The 23,037-nt window shown below is 64.7% G+C and carries 22 protein-coding genes; 11 read left to right on the top strand and 11 right to left on the bottom strand.

The genetic code is table 11. The features are described from left to right. Positions 1 to 7: 7 nt before the first annotated feature. From JFU57_RS08690 to JFU57_RS08665, 6 genes are all read right to left on the bottom strand, one after another. Complete coding sequence (locus JFU57_RS08690) at positions 8 to 928, bottom strand: sigma 54-interacting transcriptional regulator (RefSeq protein WP_201128909.1); 921 nt, start codon at positions 926 to 928, stop codon at positions 8 to 10. 57 nt (positions 929 to 985) lie between these two features. Beyond that, positions 986 to 1,567, bottom strand: a complete 582-nt coding sequence (locus tag JFU57_RS08685; RefSeq protein ID WP_078469245.1) for an alpha/beta hydrolase — start codon at positions 1,565 to 1,567, stop codon at positions 986 to 988. A 353-nt stretch (positions 1,568 to 1,920) separates the two neighbouring features. Further along, the gene (locus JFU57_RS08680; RefSeq protein ID WP_078469244.1) at positions 1,921 to 2,322 is read right to left on the bottom strand and encodes an ExbD/TolR family protein; all 402 of its coding nucleotides are present in this window, start codon (positions 2,320 to 2,322) and stop codon (positions 1,921 to 1,923) included. Between the two features lies 1 nt (position 2,323). Beyond that, entirely contained in the window at positions 2,324 to 3,049 is a 726-nt protein-coding gene (locus JFU57_RS08675; RefSeq protein ID WP_078469243.1) for a MotA/TolQ/ExbB proton channel family protein, read from the bottom strand. Between the two features lie 81 nt (positions 3,050 to 3,130). Beyond that, the gene (locus JFU57_RS08670; RefSeq protein WP_078469242.1) at positions 3,131 to 3,946 is read right to left on the bottom strand and encodes an energy transducer TonB; all 816 of its coding nucleotides are present in this window, start codon (positions 3,944 to 3,946) and stop codon (positions 3,131 to 3,133) included. A gap of 282 nt (positions 3,947 to 4,228) precedes the next feature. Further along, a complete protein-coding gene (locus JFU57_RS08665; RefSeq protein ID WP_078469241.1) occupies positions 4,229 to 5,086 on the bottom strand; it encodes a LysR family transcriptional regulator in 858 nt (285 codons plus the stop codon). A gap of 107 nt (positions 5,087 to 5,193) precedes the next feature. Between JFU57_RS08665 and JFU57_RS08660 the strand changes: the two genes are divergently transcribed. From JFU57_RS08660 to JFU57_RS08635, 6 genes are all read left to right on the top strand, one after another. After that, positions 5,194 to 5,856: an ankyrin repeat domain-containing protein gene (locus tag JFU57_RS08660; RefSeq protein WP_201128908.1), complete on the top strand. Its 663-nt coding sequence runs from the start codon at positions 5,194 to 5,196 to the stop codon at positions 5,854 to 5,856. Positions 5,857 to 5,877: 21 nt separating this feature from the next. Beyond that, a complete protein-coding gene (locus JFU57_RS08655; protein WP_078469239.1) occupies positions 5,878 to 6,339 on the top strand; it encodes a nucleoside deaminase in 462 nt (153 codons plus the stop codon). After that, positions 6,326 to 7,537 (top strand): CynX/NimT family MFS transporter, encoded by a 1,212-nt coding sequence (locus tag JFU57_RS08650; protein ID WP_201128907.1) that lies wholly within the window; start codon positions 6,326 to 6,328, stop codon positions 7,535 to 7,537. The genes JFU57_RS08655 and JFU57_RS08650 overlap by 14 nt, the downstream gene beginning before the upstream one ends. A gap of 124 nt (positions 7,538 to 7,661) precedes the next feature. After that, a complete protein-coding gene (locus tag JFU57_RS08645; RefSeq protein ID WP_238596123.1) occupies positions 7,662 to 8,078 on the top strand; it encodes an SMI1/KNR4 family protein in 417 nt (138 codons plus the stop codon). Between the two features lie 39 nt (positions 8,079 to 8,117). Next, positions 8,118 to 8,816 (top strand): hypothetical protein, encoded by a 699-nt coding sequence (locus tag JFU57_RS08640; RefSeq protein ID WP_201128906.1) that lies wholly within the window; start codon positions 8,118 to 8,120, stop codon positions 8,814 to 8,816. A 43-nt stretch (positions 8,817 to 8,859) separates the two neighbouring features. Continuing rightward, positions 8,860 to 9,249, top strand: coding sequence for an Imm50 family immunity protein (locus tag JFU57_RS08635; protein ID WP_078469234.1), 390 nt, complete (start codon positions 8,860 to 8,862; stop codon positions 9,247 to 9,249). Between the two features lie 59 nt (positions 9,250 to 9,308). Here the strand turns inward: JFU57_RS08635 and JFU57_RS08630 are convergent, their stop codons facing one another. Both JFU57_RS08630 and JFU57_RS08625 read right to left on the bottom strand, forming a co-directional pair. Then, the gene (locus tag JFU57_RS08630; RefSeq protein WP_078469233.1) at positions 9,309 to 10,616 is read right to left on the bottom strand and encodes an aryl-sulfate sulfotransferase; all 1,308 of its coding nucleotides are present in this window, start codon (positions 10,614 to 10,616) and stop codon (positions 9,309 to 9,311) included. A gap of 66 nt (positions 10,617 to 10,682) precedes the next feature. Continuing rightward, on the bottom strand, positions 10,683 to 13,067 hold the full coding sequence (locus tag JFU57_RS08625) for a TonB-dependent receptor (protein ID WP_201128904.1): 2,385 nt from the start codon (positions 13,065 to 13,067) through the stop codon (positions 10,683 to 10,685). Between the two features lie 154 nt (positions 13,068 to 13,221). Here JFU57_RS08625 and JFU57_RS08620 point away from each other — a divergent pair, with 154 nt between their 5' ends. Then, the gene (locus JFU57_RS08620) at positions 13,222 to 14,166 is read left to right on the top strand and encodes a LysR family transcriptional regulator (protein WP_078469231.1); all 945 of its coding nucleotides are present in this window, start codon (positions 13,222 to 13,224) and stop codon (positions 14,164 to 14,166) included. 129 nt (positions 14,167 to 14,295) lie between these two features. Then, a complete protein-coding gene (locus JFU57_RS08615) occupies positions 14,296 to 15,912 on the top strand; it encodes an alkaline phosphatase family protein (protein ID WP_201128902.1) in 1,617 nt (538 codons plus the stop codon). A 252-nt stretch (positions 15,913 to 16,164) separates the two neighbouring features. Here JFU57_RS08615 and JFU57_RS08610 read toward each other — a convergent pair whose 3' ends face one another. After that, positions 16,165 to 17,070, bottom strand: coding sequence for a TauD/TfdA dioxygenase family protein (locus JFU57_RS08610; RefSeq protein WP_078469230.1), 906 nt, complete (start codon positions 17,068 to 17,070; stop codon positions 16,165 to 16,167). Between the two features lie 184 nt (positions 17,071 to 17,254). Between JFU57_RS08610 and JFU57_RS08605 the strand changes: the two genes are divergently transcribed. Further along, entirely contained in the window at positions 17,255 to 18,175 is a 921-nt protein-coding gene (locus JFU57_RS08605) for a LysR family transcriptional regulator (protein ID WP_020296968.1), read from the top strand. A gap of 124 nt (positions 18,176 to 18,299) precedes the next feature. Here the strand turns inward: JFU57_RS08605 and JFU57_RS08600 are convergent, their stop codons facing one another. Next, complete coding sequence (locus JFU57_RS08600; protein ID WP_201128900.1) at positions 18,300 to 19,322, bottom strand: ABC transporter substrate-binding protein; 1,023 nt, start codon at positions 19,320 to 19,322, stop codon at positions 18,300 to 18,302. A 293-nt stretch (positions 19,323 to 19,615) separates the two neighbouring features. Between JFU57_RS08600 and JFU57_RS08595 the strand changes: the two genes are divergently transcribed. Both JFU57_RS08595 and JFU57_RS08590 read left to right on the top strand, forming a co-directional pair. Beyond that, the gene (locus JFU57_RS08595) at positions 19,616 to 21,214 is read left to right on the top strand and encodes an ABC transporter permease (protein WP_201128898.1); all 1,599 of its coding nucleotides are present in this window, start codon (positions 19,616 to 19,618) and stop codon (positions 21,212 to 21,214) included. Next, positions 21,211 to 22,026 (top strand): ABC transporter ATP-binding protein, encoded by an 816-nt coding sequence (locus tag JFU57_RS08590; protein ID WP_078469227.1) that lies wholly within the window; start codon positions 21,211 to 21,213, stop codon positions 22,024 to 22,026. Before JFU57_RS08595 ends, JFU57_RS08590 begins: the two co-directional genes overlap by 4 nt. Here JFU57_RS08590 and JFU57_RS08585 read toward each other — a convergent pair. Next, positions 22,020 to 22,946, bottom strand: coding sequence for an alpha/beta hydrolase (locus JFU57_RS08585; protein ID WP_242487454.1), 927 nt, complete (start codon positions 22,944 to 22,946; stop codon positions 22,020 to 22,022). The genes JFU57_RS08590 and JFU57_RS08585 overlap by 7 nt on opposite strands. Positions 22,947 to 23,037 lie beyond the last annotated feature (91 nt).

The following is a 23,037-nucleotide window of genomic DNA, read 5'->3' as shown; positions in this document are numbered from 1 at the left end:
GCCGGCTTTACCGGGGCAGAAGACTCTTCAGCGCCTCGCGATCAGCCGCCGTGCCACGCTCACTGATGCGCTGCACCAACTGCCGCACCTGCTCCAGGGGCGATGGCGCCGCCGGCAGGTTCAGGTGCTCCGGCAGGATCTCGTCGCCACTGCTCACCAGCAGGGCAAAGTGAATGACGTTCTCCAGTTCGCGGGTATTGCCCGGCCAACTGTGCTGCTCCAGTACCTGCTGGGCGGCCTCGCTGATCAGTGGCACCGGCAGGTCCAGGCGCTGGCTGTAAATGCCGAGAAAGTATTCGGCCAGGGATTCGATATCGCCGACCCGATCCCGCAGCGCCGGCAGTTCCAGCTGGCCTTCGCGGAGGTAGCGGTACAGCCGCTCGTGGAACTTGCCGGCCGCCACTGCCTGGGCCAGGTCGATGCTGGTGGCCGCCACCAGGCGAACATCCACCGGGCTCGGTTGATGGGCGCCCACCCGGGTCACCTCGTGGTTCTCCAGGGCCGCCAGCAGCTTGATCTGGATCGGCAGCGGCAAATCGCCGATCTCGTCCAGGTACAGGGTTCCGCCGTTGGCCGAGCCGAACCAGCCGGCGCGGCTGCTGGCCGATCCGCTGAAACTGCCGCCGGCATAACCGAACAGCTCGGCATCGGCGTAGGTCGGGCTGATGGCGCCGCAGTTGACCGACACAAACAGGCCACCGCGATCACTGGCACGGTGGATGTGTCGGGCCAGCAGCTCCTTGCCGCTGCCGGTTTCACCCCGGATCAGCACCGAGACGGAACGCGGCGCCAGTTGCTCCAGCTCATGACGCAATTGCCGCGAACGCGGATCGACAAACACCAGGGCCTTGGCGCGAATGCTCAGCGGGCTCTTTTCAGCGTCGGGAAAGGTCAGCAGGGGCTGACCGAAAGACTCATGCAAACTCATGGCAGGCTCCCGCCCAAAACCGCCATGGGGCGGGGGCGTTTAACAAAAAGAAAGAATTCAGGCGCGACGCAGGGCGTGCTGTTCCATGCGGTTTTGCAGGCGATACAGGTAAGCGAAACCCTGCTCCCAGCGCAGATGACCGGACTTGACGTTGATATGCCCGGCACCGGACAGAATCCCGGCCTCGGCGCCCCAGTTGCGGGCCAGTTCGAGGGCACGCGGGGCACTCACGGCGCTGTCGTTGTCGGAGCTGACCACCTGGCTCGGGAACGGCAGCAGGTCGGTCGGGATCGGTGAAAAATTACGCAGCGCCGGCGCGCACGCCGGGCGCTCCACATCCGCGGGCGCCACCAGCAGCGCACCACGCACCTGGCGCAGCGCCGCCACCGGCGCATGGGCCGCCCAATGGGCCACGGTGATGCAACCCAGGCTGTGGGCAATCAGGATCACCGGCGTGCTGTCGGCAGCAATCGCCTCGGCCAGGGCCGCGACCCAATCTTCACGGCGCGGCGTCAGCCAATCGGCCTGCTCCACCCGCGCACTGTTCGGCAGACTGTTCTGCCAATGGCTTTGCCAATGATCTTCTGGCGATCCTTGCCAGCCCGGCACAATCAGGTAGCGAATTGATTCGTTGCGCATGGGGAACTCTCCTGCTGCGTGTCTGTTCCCGAACGAGTATAGGGAGGAGTTTTATATTCGTTAAGGAATAAGAAGCTATTTATTAAGACCTATAAAGAATATGAGAAATCCGATTCATTGCTGCGGGTTGTGGGGTGGGGAATGGCCAGTAGCCAGGTGGAAGATGGGTGCCGTACAGGGCCAGCGCAGGCTCGGCAGCGGCTACCGGCGTTGTAGCCGCTGCCGCAGGCTACGCTGGCCAGCAGGGACGCCGCGCAGCATCTGCCAGACTCACAACCAAACCCCCCAGGCATAAAAAAAGGCCGCACCCTGCCAAGGAGACGGCCTGAAAAGTCGTGGTGTGTTGCTCGGGTTCAGCGCGCGGTGATCACCGACAGCTTGGTGATGCCCGCACGCTCGATGGAGGCCATGGCTCGCGCCACTTCGCCGTAGTTCACCCCGTCGTCCGCCTGCAGTTGCACGCGCACTTCCGGGTCTTTGGCTTTGGCTGCCTGGAGGTTGAATTCCAGCAGATCGGGCTGGATCTCATCCTTGTTGATAAAGAGTTTGCCGCTGCCGTCGATGCTCACCACCAGCGGGTCTTTCTGCTCGACCGGGGCCACGGCCTCGGTCTTGGGCAGGTTGATCGGGATCGCGTTAGTCAGCAGCGGCGCGGTGACGATAAACACCACCAGCAGCACCAGCATCACGTCGACCAGCGGCGTGACGTTGATCTCGCTCAGGACCTCATCGCTGTCTTGGGTGGAAAAGGCCATATCAGGACGCCTCCTTCACTTTCTGTGCGCTGCCCTGGGCCACGGACTTGTGCGCGGCCGGGTGGATCAGCACGCGGAACGAGCTCTTCTGCGCCAGGCTGTAGAAGTCATGGGCGAAGTCGTCGAGGTCGGCGGCAGTCAGTTTCAGGCGGCGCAGGAAGTAGTTGTAGACCAGCACCGCAGGCACCGCGACCGCGATCCCCACGCCGGTGGCGACCAGTGCCGCGCCGATCGGACCGGCCACGGTTTCCAGGCTGGCGGAGCCGGCGGCACTGATGCCTTTGAGGGCTTCCATGATGCCCCACACGGTGCCGAACAAGCCGATGAAAGGCGAGGTGCTGCCGATACTGGCAACCACGGCCAGGCCGGTTTCCAGGGAACGGCGCTCACGCACGATCTGCTGGCGCAAGGCACGTTCCAGGCGGTCCTGGTGGTTGATCGCCTGGCTCAGGTCGGTGGCCTGTGGCGCCTCGCCCACCTGGATCGCCGCATAACCGGCCTGGGCCACGCGGGCCGCCGCGCCGGGCTGGGTTTCTGCCAGTTCAGCCGCCGAGTCGAGGCTGGAGGCGGCCCAGAACTGTTTGTGGAACTTGCGATCCTGGGCCTTGAGGCGGGCGAACTGCACGCCCTTGAGCAAAGCCAGGCCCCAGGTGGCGACGGAAAAAACCACCAACAGCCAGATCACCGCGCTTTCGATGGATTCGAGTGGAGATGCCAGTAACGTCATGATGTAGTCCCTCTGTGTAAGCGTTTAGCGCGAATGTTGGAGCCGGCTGGCCGGCGATAGCGGTGTGCGCGGCACACCGGATCAATGAATCTTGAAGTCGATGGGCACGCTGACCCAGCCGTCCTGGGCGACATCACCCTGCTTGGCCGGGACGAAGCTCCAGCGCTTCACCGCGGTCAGCGCCGCATCGTCGAGTTGCTGGCGACCGCTGCTTTTCTGAATCTGGATTTCCCCCGGCTTGCCGCTGGCCAGTACATGCACTCGCAGCAACACCGTGCCTTCCCAACCGCGACGCTGGGCCAGCGACGGGTATTCCGGCGCCGGGTTCTTCAAGTACGCGGCGTTGGCCGACGCGGGCGTCACGGGGGCCGGAGCCGGTGGCGCGGGCGGTGCCGGAGCGGCAACCGGGGCCGCAGGCTGGGCCGGCGCTGGCGGTTGCTGGACCGGTTTCGGAGCCGGCTTGGGTTCAGGCTTGGGCACCGGTTTCGGCTTGGGTTTGGGCACCGGCTTGGGCGGTGGCGGCTTGACCGCCAATTCGTCCTCTACCGGAGGCGGCGGCTCAACCACGGGCTGCACCGGCTGCGGTGGCGGCGGCTCGACCACCGGCGGTGCCGGGCGTGAAAATTCGATGGTCATCGGCGGAATTTCCGGCGGCACGATCGGCAACACCGGGGTCGGCTTCTGGCTCACCCAGTAGATCACCGCACCGTGCAGCGCCAGGGCGAAGATCCCGAGCAGGATCGCCTCACGCCGGCGCAGCACACCCTTGGGCGTCTTCTGCAGACGCAGTTGGCCCAAGGGCAGGCGGTGCGGCCGGCCGAGGTCGACCAACTCACCGCTCGGTGCCTGGCGCCAAAGCACCTCTTGAGCACTGGCGGCGGTCTGGACATTGCCCATTGATTTACTCCCTACGGTCTTTTGCGAATAACCCGACAGCCGCGCCTTGTTTCCCCCGCGCGGCGGCGTCGAGGGCTGAATGATTGGCGCTTGAGGCTTATCTCTTAAAGTAATCTTTAAGGTTATGAATAGACCAAACAGGAATATAAGAACCGACCACCCTCGGCAAAGCCCCGTGCAGCAAGGGTTTGCGCCCAGGGGCAAAAACTCGATGCTTTACAGGCATGAAAAATATTCGCTAAAGGCATGGTTTTCGCGCGCCAGAATGACGCGCCAAGCCCCTCAGGGCTGCAACTGGTGGCTCTCGCACAGGTCCCGCAACTGGCTTTGCAGGGCCTTGCCGGCGCGACTCAGGCCGCTGTTGCCATACAGCGCCAGGCGCACGCCCTGGATATTCGGCAAGCCGCTGGCCGCTTCCAGAACCCGATGCCCGGCGCCCACCACCCGTACCGGCAGCAGGCTGATGCCAAGACCGGCGGCCACCGCCGCACAGACACTGGCCAGGCTCGCGCTGGAATAACCAATGCGCCAACGCCAACCGCCCGCTTCCAGGTGCTGGAGCATTTCCTGGCGATACAAACCGCCCACCGGAAACGCCACCAGCGGCAGCGGGTCGCGACCAAACGCCGGGCTGGCGAGGCTGTCGACCCAGCACAAAGGCTCCGGCCACGAGGCCAGGCAGTCGTCGCTGTGGCCCATCTGCTTGACCAGCAACAGGTCGAACTCGCCGCGCTGGTATTGCCGGCGCAACTCGGGGCCCAGGCCGCTGGTCACCTCCAGGCGCACCCCCGGATAGTCGCGGCCAAAGCTCGACAACAGCGGCATCAGGCGTTCGGCGGCGAAATCCTCGGGCACCCCGAGGCGCAACACGCCCTCGCTTTGTTGATGGATCAAGACATCGGCGGCTTCCGCATGCAGGGCCAGGATGCGCCGGGCGTAGGCCAGCAGCCGCTCACCTTCGGCAGTCGCCACCACCCGGCGCTGGTCACGGTCGAGTAGCTGGCAACCCAGGCCCTCCTCCAGCCGCCGTACTTGCTGGCTGACGGTGGACTGGGTCAGGTGCAGGCGTTCGGCAGCGCGAGTGAAGTTCTGGCAATCGGCAACCGCGACAAAACTGCGCAACAACACGGGATCGAACATGGCCCAACCATTCCTGATGCCACTGCTTGGCATGGTTATATTTAATTTCAGAATACCTTGGGCGCTGACCATACTCCCCCCTCTATTGACCTTCAACGGAGGTTCACATGGCACTCAAGGTATCGCTCAAGCGCGGCATCCTGGCGGGCGGCCTGTTGCTGGCCGGGTATGCCCAGGGCAACGACCAGGCCCTGCTCGACGCGGTGCGCGGCGGGCAACTGCACGCTGTGCAGGACCTGCTCGAACAAGGCGTGAACGTCAACGCCCGGGCACTGGACGGCAGCAATGCGCTGCTGCTGGCGACCCAGGCCAACCAGATCGACATCGCCCGGGCCCTGATCGAGGCCGGGGCCGACGTGAACCAGAAAAACCTGATCCAGGACAGCGCCTACCTGTTGGCCGGCGCCAGCGGCCGCAATGAAATCCTGCAACTGACCCTGGCACACGGCGCCGACCTGCAGAGCACCAACCGCTACGGCGGCACCGCCCTGATCCCGGCCTGCGAGCGCGGGCATGCCGCCACCGTGGCCTTGCTGATCAAGGCCGGGACCGACCTCAACCACGTCAACCGCCTGGGCTGGACCTGCCTGATCGAAGCCATCGTGCTGGCCGACGGCGGGCCGGCGCACCAGGACATCGTCGCGCAATTGATCGCCGCCGGCGCCGACCTCGACCTGCCGGACCGCTCCGGCATCCGCCCGTTGCGCCTGGCCGAACAACGGGGCCAGAGCGCTATCGTCAAACTGCTGCGCGACGCCGGCGCATCGTGAAACCGCACAAGGAATCGAACCATGAATAACGATCAGCACTACCTGCAACGCGCCGTCGAACTGGCTCGGCGCAACGTCGAACAAGGCGGCCGGCCGTTCGGCGCGGTGCTGGTGCGCGACGGCCAGGTACTGGCAGAAACGGTGAACCGGATCCACCTCGACCAGGACCCCACCGCCCACGCCGAACTCCTGGCCATCCGCAGCGCCAGCCGCCAGCTCGGCCCGCGCCTGGAGGGATGCGTGATCTACGCCAGCGGCCAGCCCTGCCCTATGTGCCTGAGCGCCATGTACCTGTGCGGGGTATCGCGGGCGGTGTTCGCGGCGGCCAACGAGCAGGCCGAGGCATTTGGCCTGTCCACCGCCGCCCTCTACGCCGAACTGGCCCTGCCTTTGAGCGAGCAGCGCCTGCCCGTCGAGCACCTGCCACAAGCCGCGATGGCCGGTATTTATCAGGACTGGAAAGCGCGCCATGACCCTCACTAAACCGCGCCTGAACCAGCTGGGCGGCTGGGCGCTGCTGGTTGCCCTGGGCCTGAACCTGCGGCCGATCCTCAGCTCCATCAGCCCGCTGCTGGGCGAGATCCGCGCAGCCACCGGCATGAGCTTCCAGAGCAGCGCCTGGCTCACCAGCCTGCCGGTGATTTGCATGGGCCTGGTGGCGCTGCTCGGGGTGCGCCTCGAAGCACGCCTGGGGGAACGTCGAGGGGTCGCGCTGGGATTGATGCTGATTCTGCTGGCATGCCTGGCCCGGCTGTTGATCGGTCAGGCGCCGGCGCTCCTGGCCACCGCGCTGTTGGGCGGAGCCGGCGTGGCCTTGATCCAGGCCCTGGTGCCGGCGCTGATCAAGCGCCAGTTCCAGCAGCGGGTGGCCCTGGCCATGGGCGTGTATTCGGCGTCGCTGATGGGTGGCGGCGGCCTGGCGGCCCTGCTCAGCCCGGTGGTGGCCGGGCACTTTGCCCATTGGCAGGCCGGGCTCGGCGTGTGGTTGCTGCCGGCCATGGCCGCTTTGCTGCTGTGGTTGTGCGTACCCCTGGGCGCCGCGCGCAATCCGCAGTTGGCGGCCAGCGCCAGCCGCCTATGGGGCAACCGTCGAGCCTGGCTGCTGGCGCTGTATTTCGGCCTGATCAACTGCGGCTACATGAGCATGGTGGCCTGGCTTCCGGCCTACTACCTGCAACAAGGCTGGAGCGCCACCCAAAGCGGTTCGCTGCTGGCGTTCATGACGATCTTCCAGGTGCTCGCCGCGCTGTTGATGCCGGCCCTGGCCCAACGCAGCAGCGACCGTCGTCCGCTGTTGGGCATCAGCCTCAGCGCCCAGGCCGTGGGCTACGTCGGCTTGGTGCTGTGGCCGCAGCAGGCGCCACAGGTGTGGGTGGCCCTGATCGGCTTCGGCCTGGGGGCGTGTTTTGCCCTGAGCCTGATCCTCACCCTCGATCACCGCCGCGACCCGCGCGCCGCCGGGCAACTGGCGGCCTTCGTCCAGGGCGTGGGCTTTTTGATCAACGCCGTCTCGCCGTGGATGACCGGCTGGCTGCGGGAGCTGACCGGCAGCTTTGTCAGCGCCTGGTGGGTGCTGACCGCCACCGTGCTCGGCATGTTGCTGCTGACCCGAGTCTTCAGCCCCGCGAGCTACCGGGAGCCGCAGCAGGCACCGGCGCCGGCACTGCACGCCGTGCGCTGACCCGATCAGGCGCGAGGCTTTCCCAAGTCCCCGCGCCCCGCCTACAATCCGCGCCCGGCAACCCGCCGCGCTCGCAGCGCACGGGCACTGTCGACCTATCAAATAGCGGATGCCAGTGCTGACCATGGATTGGAATAGTTTTGCGATCGAACCCGGATCGACCGTCACCGACGCGGTGATCGCCCAGGTGCAACAGCAGTTGGGCGTGCTGTTGCCGGCGCTGTATCTGGACCTGGTCAGGTACGCCGACGCGGCCTCGCCCGAGGTCTCCTGCTTCAGTTACGACCTCGGCGAAACCTGCATCAGTGAATTCTTCACCTTCAGCGCCCAAGCCCAGCCCTACTCCCTCCTCTGGTACGCCCAACGCGTGCCCGGGCTCCCTGCCGGCTACCTGCCCATCGCTCGCGATGCCGGTGGCTGGTTGATCTGCCTGGACTTCAACAGCCCTTCGGTCGCGGTCGCGCTGTTCGACACCGACGCCCGACGCAGCCACTGGGTGGCTGCGCATTTTCCGGGGTTCGTTCAGTTGTGGCGCGAATAGTCCACGGCCTGCGCCCTTTTCACCGCAAGAGCACTGTCCATGGTCTCGACCCAACCCGAAGCAACACCTGATCCCGCTCCCCCGGTACTGACCGGGCGTGAGCTGGCAGCCTGGTCGATCAAGGCCATCAAACAACCCAGGAGAGACATTGTCCTGGGGCCCATCGTGCTGATGGTCATCGCCAGTGCCATCTGCCTGGGCGTGACCTGGAGCATGTGGGGCAGCATTCGCGAGAACCTGGACAGCCTGATCGCGATTTATTGCATCGTGTACGGCCTGTTTTTCGCGATGCTGATGATGGTCCGGCAAAAGACCGTATTCAATTACCGCCTGACCACCGACGGTGTCGAGGTCGAACAGTACCTGTACTTCCCGGACTGGGCGGCGCCGATGTTTCGTGGCATGGCACTGGTCGTTCTGTTGTTGTTTTTCGCGGTCGCCGTGGTCACCGGCTCGTTGCTGTTCCTGCTCGGGCCGGCGGCCATGGCTGCGATGGCAGCGTTGCGGTTGCTGAGCTGGAAAAACGAAGTCAAACGCACTGTTTCACCCTGGAGTGGGTTCAACCTGGTGATCCACGATCAAAAGCAGCACATGCTGGTGCTTTCTTTCCAGGACCAACCCGTCATCGGCCTGGTGCTGCGCTTCCCGGACCAGCATGCGCTCGAACACTGCCTCGGCCAGGTGCGCCCGCTCTTGACGCCGCCGGTGTTCTATCGCGAAGAGCCCTGGCCCTGGTGAGCGCGGACGCGCTGCCCCCTTCAATCGCTGTGAGGCTTCATCCATGTGGACTGCTTTTCTGGCCAACCACCCTCAGTGGCAAGCCGTGTTTACCGACCCCAACACCCTTCGCCACCTGAGCGTGGACTACGTGATGTTCAGGGACAACGGGGTCTGGATCAAAGTGATCGGCCAGATCATCGGCGACGGTTACCCGAGCAAATGGCACGAAAGGCAGTACAACGCCTACGGCTTCGACCTGTTGTTAAGCGCCGTCAGCGACGTTGAAATGATCGACTTCAACTTCTACGGCGCACTGAACATCACGGTGACCCGGCACGATAGCTATCACTACGTCCAGCTGGAGATCGGCCCCCACTGCAAACTCAACTGCCGCGCCCGAAGCCTGGAGGTCATCAACATCAAGGCCTACCACGACGACGGCGCGGTCTGAAAAATCACCGCGCCCATGACAGACAGCGTCCGAACGCGGCCCGAGCTTAGCGGCAGCGGCTACAGAGTGGGGGCGATGACGGCGGTTTCAGAGCGCGGGGTGTCCTTGGGCACCCAGTCGTAGCTGACCGGCAATGCGCGGTACACCCAGTTGCTCACGGCGTCGCTGCCCGGGGCCTTGCCCAGGTAAGGGCTGACGTACTCCCAGACGTTTTCCCCGCTGCGGGTGACCTGGAAGAAACGACCGTTCATGCCCTCATCGATCAAGGTATTGCCGTTGGGCAAACGCCGGGCGCTGCTGATGAACGAGCTGTAGAACGCCCAGCCCGGCTGCCTGGAACTGGCCGCGCTGTACTGCCAGACGATCTGCTGGGTCAGCGGATCGATCTCCAGCACCCGTGACCCGGAGATCAGCCCCAGGGGCACCGAGGGGTAACCGGCCGTGCCCTGGTTGTCGAACACCAGCAGGTTGCCCGCTCCCGGCAAACCGGCGGGGATGATATGGGCGTCATGCTGGCCGACAAACTGGTCCACCGGACGCGGCACTTGCCCGGCGGTTTTCGGGCTCAGGGTCGGCAGGTTCGGTCCCAGGCGCCACACCACCTTGCCGCTGTGCTTGTCGATGATGGCGATGAAATTGGCGTTGCGAGAATCCAGCAGCAGGTTGTCCGGGGCAAAGCGTTTATCCCCGGCATCGAACCAGCGATTGGGCCCGACCACGCTGAGGTTGTTGATATGCAGGTAGTCCGGGTCCTTACTGGCCCGCACCAGCTTCAACTGCTCGGGCGTGAAGCCAAATTCCTTGAGGTGTTCGGAAGCCAGCCACTGCCATTTGACCTGGCCGTCGGGGCTGACTTCATAGATCACATCGTCGATCACCTCGGGCACCTTGAACCCCGCCACCTTGTGCACCTTGTTCGCCAGAACCAGGGTGTTGCCATTGCTCAACCGCCGCTGATCGTGATGCTGCTGGGCCGCGCCGCCGGGCGCCTTGTCGCCCCATTGCCAGACCACCTTGCCGTCCCAGTCCAGCTCGCCGACGCTCTGGTTACCCAGGCCATTGCCGGCCGAGCCGAGCGGGCCCGGAGCCTTGTCACTCAGTTGCAGCAGCACCCGGCCACGCTCGCCACCCACCAGGTGCGGGTCGATGATCGCCGAGGGAAAGCCGGCCTGGGGCCAGGTCTTGACCTGATTGCCGTTCATGTCGATCAGGTGCGTCTGCTTGTCGGCGCCGCTGAAAATCACGTACTGGTTATAGGCCTTGGCCGGGTCGTAGCGAGTAACCCCGGTGGGGTAGACGCTGGGGGTGGCGAAAGCGCCGGCACTGAACATCAACAACAGCGGCAAAGCGACGGTGGCACGCAACATGGTGGAACTCCTGTTCAAGTTCATGGGCGCCGGAACACCCGGCGCGGCCTAGCGGAAAGTCGGCAATCAGAAGTCGTAGCGACCGGTCACGCCCAAGGTCCGCGGCGTCCCCAGCAGGCCTTCGTAACCGCCGTTACCGCCGGTCCAGAGGGTGGTGTAGTAGGTCTTGTCGAAGGCGTTTTTCAGCCACAGTGAAACGTCCCACTGGCCCTGCTCGTAGTTGCCGCGCAGGCCGGTGGAAAGGTTGACCACTGCGTAACTGGGGATCTGCCCGTACTCGGAATCCTCGACGGTGCCTACCGCCTTGGAACGGAACGCATAACTGGCGGTGACGTACTCTTCGAGGCCGTTATCCAGGTTCCATTTGTATTCGCCGTTGGCGTTGCCGATCCATTTCGAGGCGCCGACCACCTGGTGGCCGCTGAGGTCGCATGAGGCCGGGGCGCCCGGGCGCAGGCTGACTTCAGGCGGGCACGGCGCATCCTTGTAGGACAGGTACCGCACATCGTTGTAAGAGCCGTTGAGGTTGAGGGTCAGGCCCCGCACCGGAATCAGCGTGCTTTCGACTTCCACCCCACGCGAGCGCACCGAACCGGCGTTGGTCAGGTATTGCACGCGGTTGCCATAGTCGTAGGCGTTGGTCTGGTAGCCGTTGACCTGGGTCCAGAACAGGTTGGCGTTGAGTTGCAGGCGACGCTCCCAGAGTGTGCTTTTGAAACCCAGTTCGGCGTTGTTCGCGCGCTCGGTGCCGATCAGCAGCGAGTCGGCACCGGCGGTCGGCGCCGAGCCCACCGCCAGGTTGACCCCGCCGGATTTCTCGCCGTGGGACAGGGTGGCGTAGCCCAGCACATCATCGGTGAAGCGGTAGCTCAGATTGAGCAGCCCCGATGGGCTGGTGCTGTACTGGCTCAAGTCGCCCGAGTCGTAGGCCCCGGCCCGTCCGCGTCGGGCCGTGGCTGCGGCCCCGGTGACGGCGGCACCGCCGAGCGGCGCATTGCGGCTGACCCAGGCGCTTTTTTCTTCATAGGTGCCCCGCAGACCGGCGGTGAAGTCCAGGCGCTCGGTGAGGTGCCAGGTGCCCTGGGCGAACAACGCAAAACTGTCGGTCTGGATATGCCCGTTGCCGATGCTGGTGACGTTGCTCAACGCACCGTTGGCGGTGCCGTTCCAGATGTCCGCCTGAGGCCCGTAGTAGCTGAAGGATTTGTTATCCAGGTCGGAACCGAAGTAGTAGGCGCCGAGCACGTAGTCGAAGAACCCGCCGCTGGGCGAGGCCAGGCGAAATTCCTGGGACCACTGTTTGTCTTCCACCGAAACCCCGGCGTTGTAGCTGGCCGGAACGTTGAGCCCATCGTCGTTGCGCGGGGTGAAATTCCACCAGCGGTAGGAGCTGACCGAGGTCAGGGTGAAGTCGCTGGGCAGGGTCCAGTTGGCTTCCAGCGAGGTCCCGCCCTGGAACACCGTGACGTGCTGGTCGTTGTCCAGGTTGACCTTGCGGTGCGAGCCGTTGACCAGGGTCGCGCCTGCCGCAGCGGCCCGCGACTCGTAGATATTGGTGCCGTTGATGGTCGGCCCGGAGCTGTACAGGACCCGGGTGCCGGCGCTGGAATCCTCTTCGTTGTAGTCACCGATCCAGCGCAGGTTGAAGGTCTCGCTGGGCTTGTACAGCAGTTGCCCGCGAAAGCCCTGGCGCGATCCACCGTTCAAGTCGTGGCCGTCGTGTTCGTTCTTGATGTCGCCGTCGCTGCGGGTGCGGTATGCGGAAAAACGCCCCGCCAGCTCATCCGTCAGGGGCCCGGAAATCGTGCCCTTGGTCTGGAAGTAGCCGTCCTCGCCGAGGGAGGTCTCGATGCTGCGCTCCGGGGTGAAACTCGGCGCGCGGGTGCTGATGTTGATCACCCCGGCGGTGGTGTTCTTGCCGAACAACGTGCCTTGCGGGCCGCGCAGGACTTCCAGCTGCTCGATGTCCATCAGGTCGAACACCGCCATGCCCGGGCGCCCGAGGTAGACGTTATCGATGTACAGCCCGACGCTGCCTTCCAGGCCATCGCTGGCCGGGTTGTTGCCCAGGCCGCGGATCGACACGCTGGACTGGCGCGCATGCATATAGGCGACGTTGACGCTGGGCACCAGTTGCTGCAGATCCTGGATGCGATACACCCGCTGGCTCTCCAGGGCCTGGCCCCCGATCACGCTCATGGGCGTGGGCACGCTTTGCGAGCTTTCTTCACGGCGGCGCGCAGTCACGGTGACGGTTTCCAGCTGGCCGCTGCCGGCCTTGGCCTTGCCGCCGGCGCTCTTGTCCACGGCCTGTACCGGGCTCTCGGCAGGGGCCTGGGTCTCGGCCGCCCAGCCCTGGGACCAACTGGCGCTGCCGGCCAGCAACAGGGCCAGCGGCAAGCGCTTGAGCCGCCGGGGCGAAGTGGGTGAAGCGAGGTACGACGGGCTCATGGGCGGCTCCTGGTGAAAAAATATACAGGCCTGCATATTCTTTTAAGTTATTTATTTATGTTTTTACAAAGATTTACTGCATAAGAGATTGCCTTTATAAGGAGTCGACCTAATGCATAGCCAATGCATTTCCCCGATATTTTTTATGTGAAAAATGCATATCGACTTGCGCCAGCTCCGCCACTTCATCGCCCTCGCCGAACAGCGCAGCTTTGTCGCGGCTGCGGCGGCGGTGAACCTCTCGCAATCGGCGTTCAGCCGCAGCATCCAGGCCCTGGAACACAGCGTCGGGTGCCAGCTGGTGGACCGTGGACGCAAGGACCTGGCGCCGACCAAGCAGGGCCAGGTCCTGCTGGAACATGCGCGGCGCCTGGTCAGCGGCGCGCAGCAACTGGCCAATGAGATCGAACAGTTCAATGGCCTGGAGGCCGGCGAGATCCGTTTCGGCTGTGGTCCGGCGCCAGCGTCCGGCCTCATACCCCGGGCGATTGGCAGTTTTATCGGGCGCTACGCCAAGGCCCGGGTGCATTTCCAGGTCGATGACTGGCAAAGCCTGAGCAAGCGCCTGCTCAGCGAAGAGTTCGAATTTTTTGTCGCCGACACCCGGCACTTCGAAGCCAACCCGGACTACCTGACCCAACGCCTGCGCCCGCGCAAATGGCATTTCTGCTGCCGCGCCGGGCATCCGCTGGCGGGCCGGGACAGCGTCAGCGCCGCCGAACTGATGAGCTACCCGCTGGCCGTGACCATCCGCCCGCCGAACCTGCGCAAGGTCATCGTCGACCTGAGCGGCCGGCCGGACTACACGCCCAATGTCGAGTGCGAAAACAGCTACAGCCTGCTCGGCGTGGTCCTGCGTTCGGATGCGATCGGCATCGTCGGCTCCTACAGCGACGCGTTGCACAACGCCAAGGGCGAACTGGTGCGCTTGAAAATCGACGGCCTGGCCGATGACCTGGAAGAGCTCTACACCCGCTACGGCATCGTCAGCCGCGCCGGCTATCGCCTGTCGCCCCTGGCCGAGGCGATGATCGAGGAAATCAAGCGCACCGATGAACTGGACGAGGACGTGTACAGCCTGGACAACGTCGCGGTCTGATCCCGCCGCCAGGCGCTATGGGGCACTGGCGCATGCAGTTTGTGCATCAAAACTATTCAGCAAATGCGCTTGCTGACAGCCCCCCGCAACGGTGAAAAATCGACGCCTGTCTTCCCTTCGGTGAACCCCATGTCCAACCCTGCCCAGCCCTTGCGCAACGTGCTGTACATCATGTGCGACCAACTGCGTCGCGATTACCTGTCGTGCTACGGCCACCCCCATTTGCACACGCCGAACATCGACCGCCTGGCCGCTGCCGGGGTGCGTTTCAGCCGCGCCTACACCCAGGGCACCATCTGCGGCCCGTCGCGCATGTCGGCCTACACCGGGCGCTACGTCAGCAGCCACCAGGTGGCGTGGAATGCGGTGCCGCTGCCCCTGGAAGAACTGACCATCGGCGACTACCTGCGGCCCCACGGCATCCGCACCGCGCTGGTGGGCAAGACCCACGCCACGCCCAATATCGATGCCTTGCAGCGCCTGGCCATCGAACCGCAAAGCGTCCAGGCCGATGCCTTGAACGAGGTCGGTTTCGAGGCGTATTTCCGGCATGACGGGATCTTCCCCGACGACCCGCTGTTCGACGACAAACGCGAATCCGCGCCCTACACCCACTACCTGCGCGAGCAGGGTTTTGACGGCCGCAACCCCTGGCACGACTGGGCCAATGCGGCCGAAGGCGCGAACGGCGAGATCCTCAGTGGCTGGAAAATGCGCAACGCCCATCTCCCGGCGCGGGTGCCGGAGCAGCACTCGGAAACGGTCTACACCACCGACCGCGCCATCGACTTTATCGCCGAGCAGGGCGAGCAGCCCTGGTGCCTGCACCTGTCCTACATCAAGCCCCATTGGCCCTATATCGCTCCGGCGCCCTACCACGCGCTGTACGGCGCCGAGCAGGTGATCCCGGCGGTGCGCCCCGCAGCGGGCGAGACCAGCGACCACCCGGTGTACGCCGCGTTTCGCCAGCATGAAGAGAGCCTCAATTTCTCCCGCGACGAGGTGCGCCTGAACGTAGTGCCGACCTACATGGGGCTGATCAAGCAAGTGGATGATCAACTCGGGCGGCTGTTTGACTTCCTGCAGAGCAACGGCCGCTGGGATGACACGCTGATCGTGTTCACCAGCGACCATGGCGACTTCCTGGGCGATCACTATCTGGGGGAGAAGGAGTTTCTGCTGGAGCCGGCGGTCGGTGTGCCGCTGATTGTGCGTGACCCGCGCGCGGCGGCGGACAGCACCCGGGGCAGCGTGGATCAGCGCCTGGTGGAAACCATCGATGCGCTGCCGACGTTCCTCGAGGCCCTGGGCTTGCCCGGCGCCGAACATCGCCTTGAAGGTCGCTCGCTGATCCCGCTGCTGCACGGCACGCCGACGGATTGGCGGCGCTACGCCATCAGCGAATATGACTACGCCTTCCAGGCCCCGGCACGGGAGCGTCTGGGCCAGCCCATCGACCGCTGCCGGATGACCATGGTTCGCAGCGAGCGCTGGAAATACCTGGCCTACGATGGCTTCCGCCCGCAACTGTTCGACCTGCAGAACGACCCGCAGGAGCTGCACGACCTCGGCGCCGACCCGGCCTACGCTGCTGTGCGCGAAGAGCACTTGGGTTACCTGTTCGACTGGCTGCGCGGCCTGAAACGCCGCACCACCATCAGCCACGAAGAAATCGCCCTGCGCGGCCAACGCTTCCGCTACGGCGAACCGGAAACGGAAAAACTGGTGCAGATCGGCGTGTGGTAAACCCGGGGGGCGCCAAGGGGGGGCTGAGAAATCATGGTGTCGCTAAAGGCCAGCGCACCCTCACCACAGCGGCTGGCCCCTGTGGCGAGGGAGCTTGCTCCCGCTGGGCCGCGAAGCGGCCCTAAAACCGGCACCGCATCCCGTCAGGCAGCACCGGATAGCAGGGTTGCGGCTGCTGCGCCTCGGGGCGCCGGCCAACCGAGCGGGAGCAAGCTCCCTCGCCACAGGACCGGCTGCTGCCGAGCAGTCCTGTCACGCCCCTCTGGTGGTCTGGCTGCGCTGTCCATGCACGCCCACTGGCACGTCGCCCTTGAGGGTCACGCGGCGCACGATGCGGTCCTGGGTACCGTAGTCGTCCACGGCGTAGTGCTGGGTCGAGCGGTTGTCCCAGATCGCCACGTCCCCAGCGGTCCAGCGCCAGCGCACGGTGTTTTCCAGGCGGGTCACGTGGCTTTGCAGCAAACCGAACAGGTGCGCCGAGTCGGCCTGGGAATAACCCTTGATGCGCTTCACGAAATGCCCCAGCACCAGGCTCTTCTCGCCGCTCTCCGGGTGCACGCGCACGATCGGGTGTTCGGTCTCGTAGACGGTGGAGGTGAACACCTTGCGGTAGCGCTCCAGCTTCTCCGCCGAGACATCCGGCTTGGCCGAGGCGTAGTCGTATTCGTTGCTGTGCACCGCCCAGAGCTTGTCCGCCAGCTCGCGCAGTTCCGCCGGGAGTTCGTTGTAGGCCGTGGCAGTGTTGGCCCAGACCGTGTCGCCACCGGCAGCCGGAGCGATCACAGAGCGCAGGATCGACGCCTTGGGGTAGGCCTCGACGAAGGTCACGTCGGTGTGCCAGGAGTTGGCGCGTTGGCCCTCGGCGCCGTCCAGTTCCAGCAGGTAACGGGTGCCATCGCGCACCGGCACCGTCGGGTGCGCCACCGGTTCGCCCAGCAGGTGGGAGAAGGCCTCCTGGCTCTGGTCGTCGAGGTGACCCTGGCCGCGGAAGAACACCACCTTGTACTGCAACAGGGCCTGCTGAATGGCGTCCACGGTGGCGGGGTCAAGGTTGCCGGAAAGTTGTACACCACGGATCTCGGCGCCGATGCGACCGGCCACCGGGTGAATCTCAAGCGCATGAACAGCGGGTTTAACGGCTAATGCGGCATTGCTCATCGGGTACACCCTCATCTGACTGCTTACGGTTTGAGCCGCAGCGAAACAACGCTCTATCTATATTCAATTTAGATCTAATAGATATCTACATGCTTCGTTGACGGAATAAGAGCTTGCATTTAAAACCTCATTCCTCACTCGTCGCAAATGCCTTCGAGCTATTTTTAGGATGCCGCAAAAGCATATGGATCTACGCCAGCTGCGCTACTTCATCGCCCTCAACGAGCACCGCAGTTTTGTCCGCGCGGCGGACGCCATGGGCATCACTCAACCGGCCTTCAGCCGCAGTATCCAGGGGCTGGAGCAGGAGTTCGGCTGCGTGCTGGTGGACCGTGGCAACAAGGATCTGCGACCCACACCCGAAGGCCAGGTGGTGCTGCAACATGCCCTGAGCCTGGTCCAGGGTGCGGCGCTGTTGAGCAGTGAAGTGACCCAGATGACCAAGCTCGACGCCGGCGAATTGCGCTTCGGCTGCGGCCCGGCACCGGCGGTGAAACTGGTGCCCGATGCGCTGGCCCAATTCACCTCGGCGCACCCCAAGGTGCGGATCTGCCTGGAAGTGGATAACTGGGAAAAACTCAGCCGCAGCCTGAGCCGTGAAGAGATCGAATTCTTTATCGCCGACATCCGTCATTTCGAGGCCGACCCGAACTTCCAGACCCAGGCCCTGACCCCCAAGCGCGGGGTGTTTTTCTGCCGGCCGGGGCACCCGTTGCTGGCCAAGGAAAGCCTGTCGACCAACGACATGTTCGACTACCCGCTGGCGACCACACTGATCCCGCCAGGGATTCGCAAACTGCTGGCCAACCTCAGCGGCCGCATGGATTTTTCGCCGACCATCCAGACCGAGCATTTTCCGGCGCTGGTGAAAATCGTCCGCCAATCCAATGCCATTGGCATCGGCACGGCGGAGTCGTTTATCGAGGACATCGAGCAGGGCTCCCTGGCGCTGCTGCACTGGCGCAACCTGCCGCAGAACATCGAAGTGCTGAACGCGCGTTGCGGCATCGTCAGCCGCACCGGGTTCCGCCTGTCACCGGCCGCACGCAAACTGATCGAAGTGCTGGTGGCGGTGGACAAACAGGAACACAGCATCGCCGTCTGACCCCGTGGCCGCTGCCGAGCAACGCGAGGCTGGGCTGGCCCTCAGCAGCACCGCACATCCATCTGGAACATCACGGCGCACACAAGGGCCAGCGTCCGAACGCGGCCCGAGCCTTCGGCAGCGATTACAAGCCTGCAGCCGTCAGTTGCGGCGCGACCCATTCGGTGACCTGGAACGGTTTGCGGATCAAACGTTCCTTGGCCGCCAGGTCCACCGAGCCCTGCAACTTGGCGAGGAACGCCGGATCCAGGTTGGAGGGGAAGAGTTCGCTGAGTTTCTGGTCATGCAAGTCCTCTTGCAGGATCACCGGCGGGTAGCTGGCCAGGCCCGATACCAGCTGGATATAGGCTTCCTTGTTGTTGTCGTCGGTCAGCCACTGCACGGCCTGCTGTTGCGCCTTGAGCAGCTTGGCCACCACTTCCGGGTGTTCGTCGACAAACTTGCCGGCCCCCACCAGCACGCTCTGCACGCTGCCGGCGCCGCCCAGGTCCTTGGTGTTCAGCGGCAACTCGGCGAGCCCCTTGATGCGCAGGGCCGAGAGCCCGGTGCTGCCCCACGAGGCGTCGATCTGCTTGGCCGCCAGGGCCGCCACGGCAGCGCTGAAATCGAGGTTGATCACCTTCAGGTCCTTCTCGCTCAGGCCCTGGCTGGCCAGGGCGGCGTCGAACGAAAGCTGGGTAGCCGTGCCACGAAACACCGCCACGCGCTTGCCTTTGAGGTCTTGCAGGGTCTTGATCCCGGAGCCCGGCTGCACCCCCAAATAGTGTTTGACCCCACGCGCCGAGGCGCTGAGCAGCCGGGTGTCGAGGCCGTTGGAGCGGCCGATGATCGCCGCCAGGTCACCCAGGTAGGCGAAATCCACCTGGCCGTTGGCGAACGCTTCGTTGATCACCGGACCGGCGCCCTTGAAGAAATTCCACTGGATCTTGATGCCCTGGTCAGCGAAGGCTTTTTCGTAGATCTGCTGCTCGCGCAATACGTCCACCACCCCGCCGCCGCTGTGCTGGGTGCCGGCGCTGAGGTCGGGCACGGCAATGCGGATCTCGGTGACGGCGGCGGCCTGGGCCATCAGCGGCAGGCACCCCAGGAGCCCCGCCAGGGCCGGCGCGGCGAACAGACTGATAACGCGTTTAAAGGGAAGGTTCATGGGTGCGGCTCCTGGTTGCACGGGCATTGAGGAGCAGAAGGTAGGCCCTGAGGGGATCAACGCTTAAATACTATAAATTCACATTTTAATAACAAAATCGAATAACTCGTTTAGAACGCCTGTCTGCGCGGCTTATGCATGAACAGCATCGAAAATATTCCTCAAATGCATTGGATGCTGAACAACGAGAAGCCTTAAATGGCTCCTCTTATCTCCCAATAGCATTGATAAGTTTTTTAATAGATCGCAAAAGAATATTCGGCCCGTGCAGAACCCGACAACGGAGGTCATCCATGGCCCGTGTTTCCCTTCTCAGTCTGCCGCTCGCGGCACCCGGCGCCAGCGCGCGGAAGATCTGGCCCACCCTCAGCCAGCGCCTGTTGCCCTGGATCGTGCCACTGGGCCTGTTCCTGCTGTGGTGGCTGGCCAGCCGCAATCAGTGGATGAGCGAGCAGATCCTGCCTGCTCCGTCTCTGGTCTGGAGCAGCGCCGTGGAGCTGGCCGGCGGCGAGCTCTGGAGCCATCTGGCGATCAGCCTGCAGCGATTGTGCTGGGGCCTGCTGGCCGGTATCAGCGCAGGCGCGATCCTGGGGGGCGCGCTGGGTTTCAGCCCGCGCCTGGAACGCCTGGTATTCCCCACCTTCAGCGCCCTGTCCCAGATCCCGACCCTGGCCTGGATTCCCCTGTTCATGGTGTTTTTCGGCATCGGCGAAGTGCTGAAGCTGGTGGTGCTGGTCAAGGCCATCGTGGTCCCGGTCACCCTGCACACCCTGGTCGGGGTGCGCGACGCCCAGCCCAAATTGCGCGAAGCCGCCGCCGTCCTGCGCCTGCCGCCGCACCTGCTGATTCGCCGCCTGGTGCTGCCGGCGGCGCTGCCGGCCTTCATGGCCGGGGTGCGCCTGGCGCTGGCCGCCGGCTGGACCTCGCTGCTGGCGGTGGAACTGCTGGCGTCCAGTGAAGGCATCGGCTACCTGATGGTCTGGGCACGGCAGTTGTTCATGCTCGACATCGTCTTCGTCTGCATCCTGGTGATCGGCGTGATCGGCGTGGCCATGGATCGCGGCATCGGCGCCCTGGACCGAAAACTCCTGTACTGGCCACACCCGGCCACCGCAGAAATTCGCCGTGGCCCGCGCTATCAGGGCTGGCAGCGGCTGCAACCCTGGCTGTTGCCGCTGGCCCTGTTCGGTGTCTGGCAAACCGCGTGCTGGCGCCAGTGGGTCGACCCGGCAATCCTGGTCAGCCCGCTGACGGTGCTGCAAACCACCCTCAGCGGGCTGCTCGATGGCACCCTGCTCGGCGGCATGGGCCTGAGCCTGGGACGCACCGTTGGCGGCCTGGCCCTGGGCGGCGGCCTGGGGTTTGCCCTGGGCTTGCTCCTGGGGCTGTCGCGGATCAGCGAACGCATCCTCGGCCCGACCCTGGCCGCTATCCGTCAGATCGCGATTTTTGCCTGGGTGCCGCTGCTTACCGCCTGGTTCGGCCTCGGTGAATTGGCCAAGTGGGTGTTCGTCGCCCTTGCCGCGTTCTTCCCGCTGTTTATCGCCACCCAGCGCAGCGTCGCCAACCTGTCACCGCAACTGGCCGAGGCCGCCCAGGTGTTGCGCCTGAGCCTCTGGCAGCGCCTGCGGCGGCTGGTATTGCCGGGGGCTGCACCGGGGATTTTCGCCGGCCTGCGCCTGAGCCTGATCTACGCCTGGCTCGGCACCATCGGCGCCGAATACTTCATGCCCTCCAACGGCGGCATCGGCAGCCAGATGATCGGCGCGCAACAGCTGCTGCGCATGGACCTGATCATGGCCGGCATGCTGCTGGTGGGCCTGACCGGCGCCCTGCTCAACCTCATTGGCCAACAGATCGAAATTCGCGCCACCCGCTGGAGACACGCATGAACGCACCCCTTGTCAGCTTCAACCATGTGGGCAAGTCCTTCGAGGTCGCCGGCGGCGAGTTCGAGGCGATTCGCGACTTCAACCTGGAAATCGCCGAAGGCGAATTCGTCGCCATCGTCGGCTCCAGCGGCTGCGGCAAATCCACCCTGTTGCGCTTGCTGATCGGCCTGGACACCGAGTTTCGCGGCGAGATCCGGGTCGATGACCACGCCATCCGCGGCATCGGCAGCGAGCGCGGCATCGTGTTCCAGGAGCACCGTCTGTTTCCCTGGCTCAACGTCGAGGACAACATCGGCCTGGGCCTGGTCAACGAGCCTCTGAGCGAGGCCCAGCGCAAAAAACGCATCGCCGATTTCATCGAACTGGTGGGCCTGCGCGACTTCACCCATGCCTTTCCACACCAGCTGTCGGGGGGCATGGCGCAACGGGTGGCCATCGCCCGGGGGTTGGTGGCCAGCCCGCGCATTCTGCTGCTGGATGAGCCCTTCGGGGCCCTCGATGCCCTGACCCGCCAGCAGATGCAGGACGAACTGCTGGCGATCCGCGAGCGGGCGAAAATCACCACTGTCCTGGTCACCCACGATGTGGAAGAGGCGATCTTCCTCGCCGACCGCGTGGTGGTCATGGAACCGCGCCCTGGGCGCATCAAGCGCGTGGTGCAGATCGCCCTGCCCCACCCGCGCCAGCGCAGCAGTTTCGACTTCCACCAACTGCGCGAAGAGCTGCTGCACGAGCTGACCAGCGACGACCACTACCAGGCGCCGACGCCGATACAGATCCGCGACCTGCCCCTGGCATCGATTGCCTACTGAGTAACCGCCTGCGGCAGGCCTTCACCCCGGCTGCCTGGGCTTGCCGAACAGTGCACGGGCTCGGCCAGCAGCCCGGGCCACAGCCGCGCCCAGTCACCGTCATGGCTCATGCCGGGGATGATGCGCACCTGGGTGCAGCGGCCACCGGTGGCGTTGGCAAAGCGTTGGGCAATCGGCGCGGGCACGACCTTGTCTTCGCTGCCCGCGTAGTGGATTTGCCCCAGGGTTGCGAGCAGCGGAGCGATGTCGATGGCATTCAGCGAATCCGGCATGGCCGAGACCCGGTGCAGGCGATTGACCTCGGCCATGTCCAGGTTGCCGGCGACGCTGCGCATCCAGGCAACATCATCGCGCCGGGCGGCAATCAGCGCGGCAACGGCCCCGCCCCCCGAATAACCCACCAGTTGGATCGGCTGCCCCGGCACGCGCACGGCGTACTGGGTCACGGCCTGGTTCATGGCCGCGATCACCTCTTCGGCGAAGCGCTTGCCGGTCCAGTAGGCCACTGCACACCGCGGGTTGGCCGAGGCCTGGGTGAACTGGCAGGGGCGGGCGAGGTACAGCACGTTGGGCGCCGGGTCGGCCGTCGCCAGGGCCAACCCGAGGGCTTTGCGCGGAGTAGGGTCAAGGGAGGGCTGGCTGCGTGTACGCCAGGCAAACCCATCGCCTTCGATGTACACCGTCAGCGGCTGATCGGGACGGGTAATGCGGTAGAAACTGGTCAGCACAAAACCCTCGGTCTGCACCTGGGCCCGCTGCAGGCCGGCGGCCCGGGCCATGTCGTCGGCGTGGCGATTCAGCTCGGCGTTACTCGGCAGTTGCGCGCAACCGCTGAGCCAGGCCAGCACCAGCGCAGCCAGCAACCCGCGCCCACAGGCCATCAGCGAGGGGCGAAGCGGGAAAATCCAAGGTGGAGACATAGGTGCGGCGCTCATACAGGCTCGTCGAGAAATAACGGCAGCCCGGCATTGTGCTTGAGTTTGCGAGCCGGAAGACACCGCAAACGCGCCA

Origin of the sequence: Pseudomonas sp. TH07 (assembly GCF_016651285.1) — a bacterium.
Classification (GTDB): Bacteria; Pseudomonadota; Gammaproteobacteria; order Pseudomonadales; family Pseudomonadaceae; genus Aquipseudomonas.
Note: the sequence above shows the minus strand (reverse complement) of the source record. Positions and strands in the feature narration are given on the sequence as shown.

Excerpts from the sequence above, each read along its gene's own strand:
- JFU57_RS08600 (WP_201128900.1), bottom strand. The coding sequence starts at position 19,322 with ATGAACCTTCCCTTTAAACGCGTTATCAGTCTGTTCGCCGCGCCGGCC.
- JFU57_RS08665 (WP_078469241.1), bottom strand. The coding sequence starts at position 5,086 with ATGTTCGATCCCGTGTTGTTGCGCAGTTTTGTCGCGGTTGCCGATTGC.
- JFU57_RS08670 (WP_078469242.1), bottom strand. The coding sequence starts at position 3,946 with ATGGGCAATGTCCAGACCGCCGCCAGTGCTCAAGAGGTGCTTTGGCGC.
- JFU57_RS08630 (WP_078469233.1), bottom strand. The coding sequence starts at position 10,616 with ATGTTGCGTGCCACCGTCGCTTTGCCGCTGTTGTTGATGTTCAGTGCC.
- JFU57_RS08675 (WP_078469243.1), bottom strand. The coding sequence starts at position 3,049 with ATGACGTTACTGGCATCTCCACTCGAATCCATCGAAAGCGCGGTGATC.
- JFU57_RS08610 (WP_078469230.1), bottom strand. The coding sequence starts at position 17,070 with ATGAGCAATGCCGCATTAGCCGTTAAACCCGCTGTTCATGCGCTTGAG.
- JFU57_RS08585 (WP_242487454.1), bottom strand. The coding sequence starts at position 22,946 with ATGTCTCCACCTTGGATTTTCCCGCTTCGCCCCTCGCTGATGGCCTGT.
- JFU57_RS08690 (WP_201128909.1), bottom strand. The coding sequence starts at position 928 with ATGAGTTTGCATGAGTCTTTCGGTCAGCCCCTGCTGACCTTTCCCGAC.
- JFU57_RS08620 (WP_078469231.1), top strand. The coding sequence starts at position 13,222 with ATGCATATCGACTTGCGCCAGCTCCGCCACTTCATCGCCCTCGCCGAA.
- JFU57_RS08650 (WP_201128907.1), top strand. The coding sequence starts at position 6,326 with ATGACCCTCACTAAACCGCGCCTGAACCAGCTGGGCGGCTGGGCGCTG.
- JFU57_RS08635 (WP_078469234.1), top strand. The coding sequence starts at position 8,860 with ATGTGGACTGCTTTTCTGGCCAACCACCCTCAGTGGCAAGCCGTGTTT.
- JFU57_RS08595 (WP_201128898.1), top strand. The coding sequence starts at position 19,616 with ATGGCCCGTGTTTCCCTTCTCAGTCTGCCGCTCGCGGCACCCGGCGCC.
- JFU57_RS08660 (WP_201128908.1), top strand. The coding sequence starts at position 5,194 with ATGGCACTCAAGGTATCGCTCAAGCGCGGCATCCTGGCGGGCGGCCTG.
- JFU57_RS08655 (WP_078469239.1), top strand. The coding sequence starts at position 5,878 with ATGAATAACGATCAGCACTACCTGCAACGCGCCGTCGAACTGGCTCGG.
- JFU57_RS08685 (WP_078469245.1), bottom strand. The coding sequence starts at position 1,567 with ATGCGCAACGAATCAATTCGCTACCTGATTGTGCCGGGCTGGCAAGGA.
- JFU57_RS08615 (WP_201128902.1), top strand. The coding sequence starts at position 14,296 with ATGTCCAACCCTGCCCAGCCCTTGCGCAACGTGCTGTACATCATGTGC.
- JFU57_RS08625 (WP_201128904.1), bottom strand. The coding sequence starts at position 13,067 with ATGAGCCCGTCGTACCTCGCTTCACCCACTTCGCCCCGGCGGCTCAAG.
- JFU57_RS08590 (WP_078469227.1), top strand. The coding sequence starts at position 21,211 with ATGAACGCACCCCTTGTCAGCTTCAACCATGTGGGCAAGTCCTTCGAG.
- JFU57_RS08680 (WP_078469244.1), bottom strand. The coding sequence starts at position 2,322 with ATGGCCTTTTCCACCCAAGACAGCGATGAGGTCCTGAGCGAGATCAAC.
- JFU57_RS08640 (WP_201128906.1), top strand. The coding sequence starts at position 8,118 with ATGGTCTCGACCCAACCCGAAGCAACACCTGATCCCGCTCCCCCGGTA.
- JFU57_RS08645 (WP_238596123.1), top strand. The coding sequence starts at position 7,662 with ATGGATTGGAATAGTTTTGCGATCGAACCCGGATCGACCGTCACCGAC.
- JFU57_RS08605 (WP_020296968.1), top strand. The coding sequence starts at position 17,255 with ATGGATCTACGCCAGCTGCGCTACTTCATCGCCCTCAACGAGCACCGC.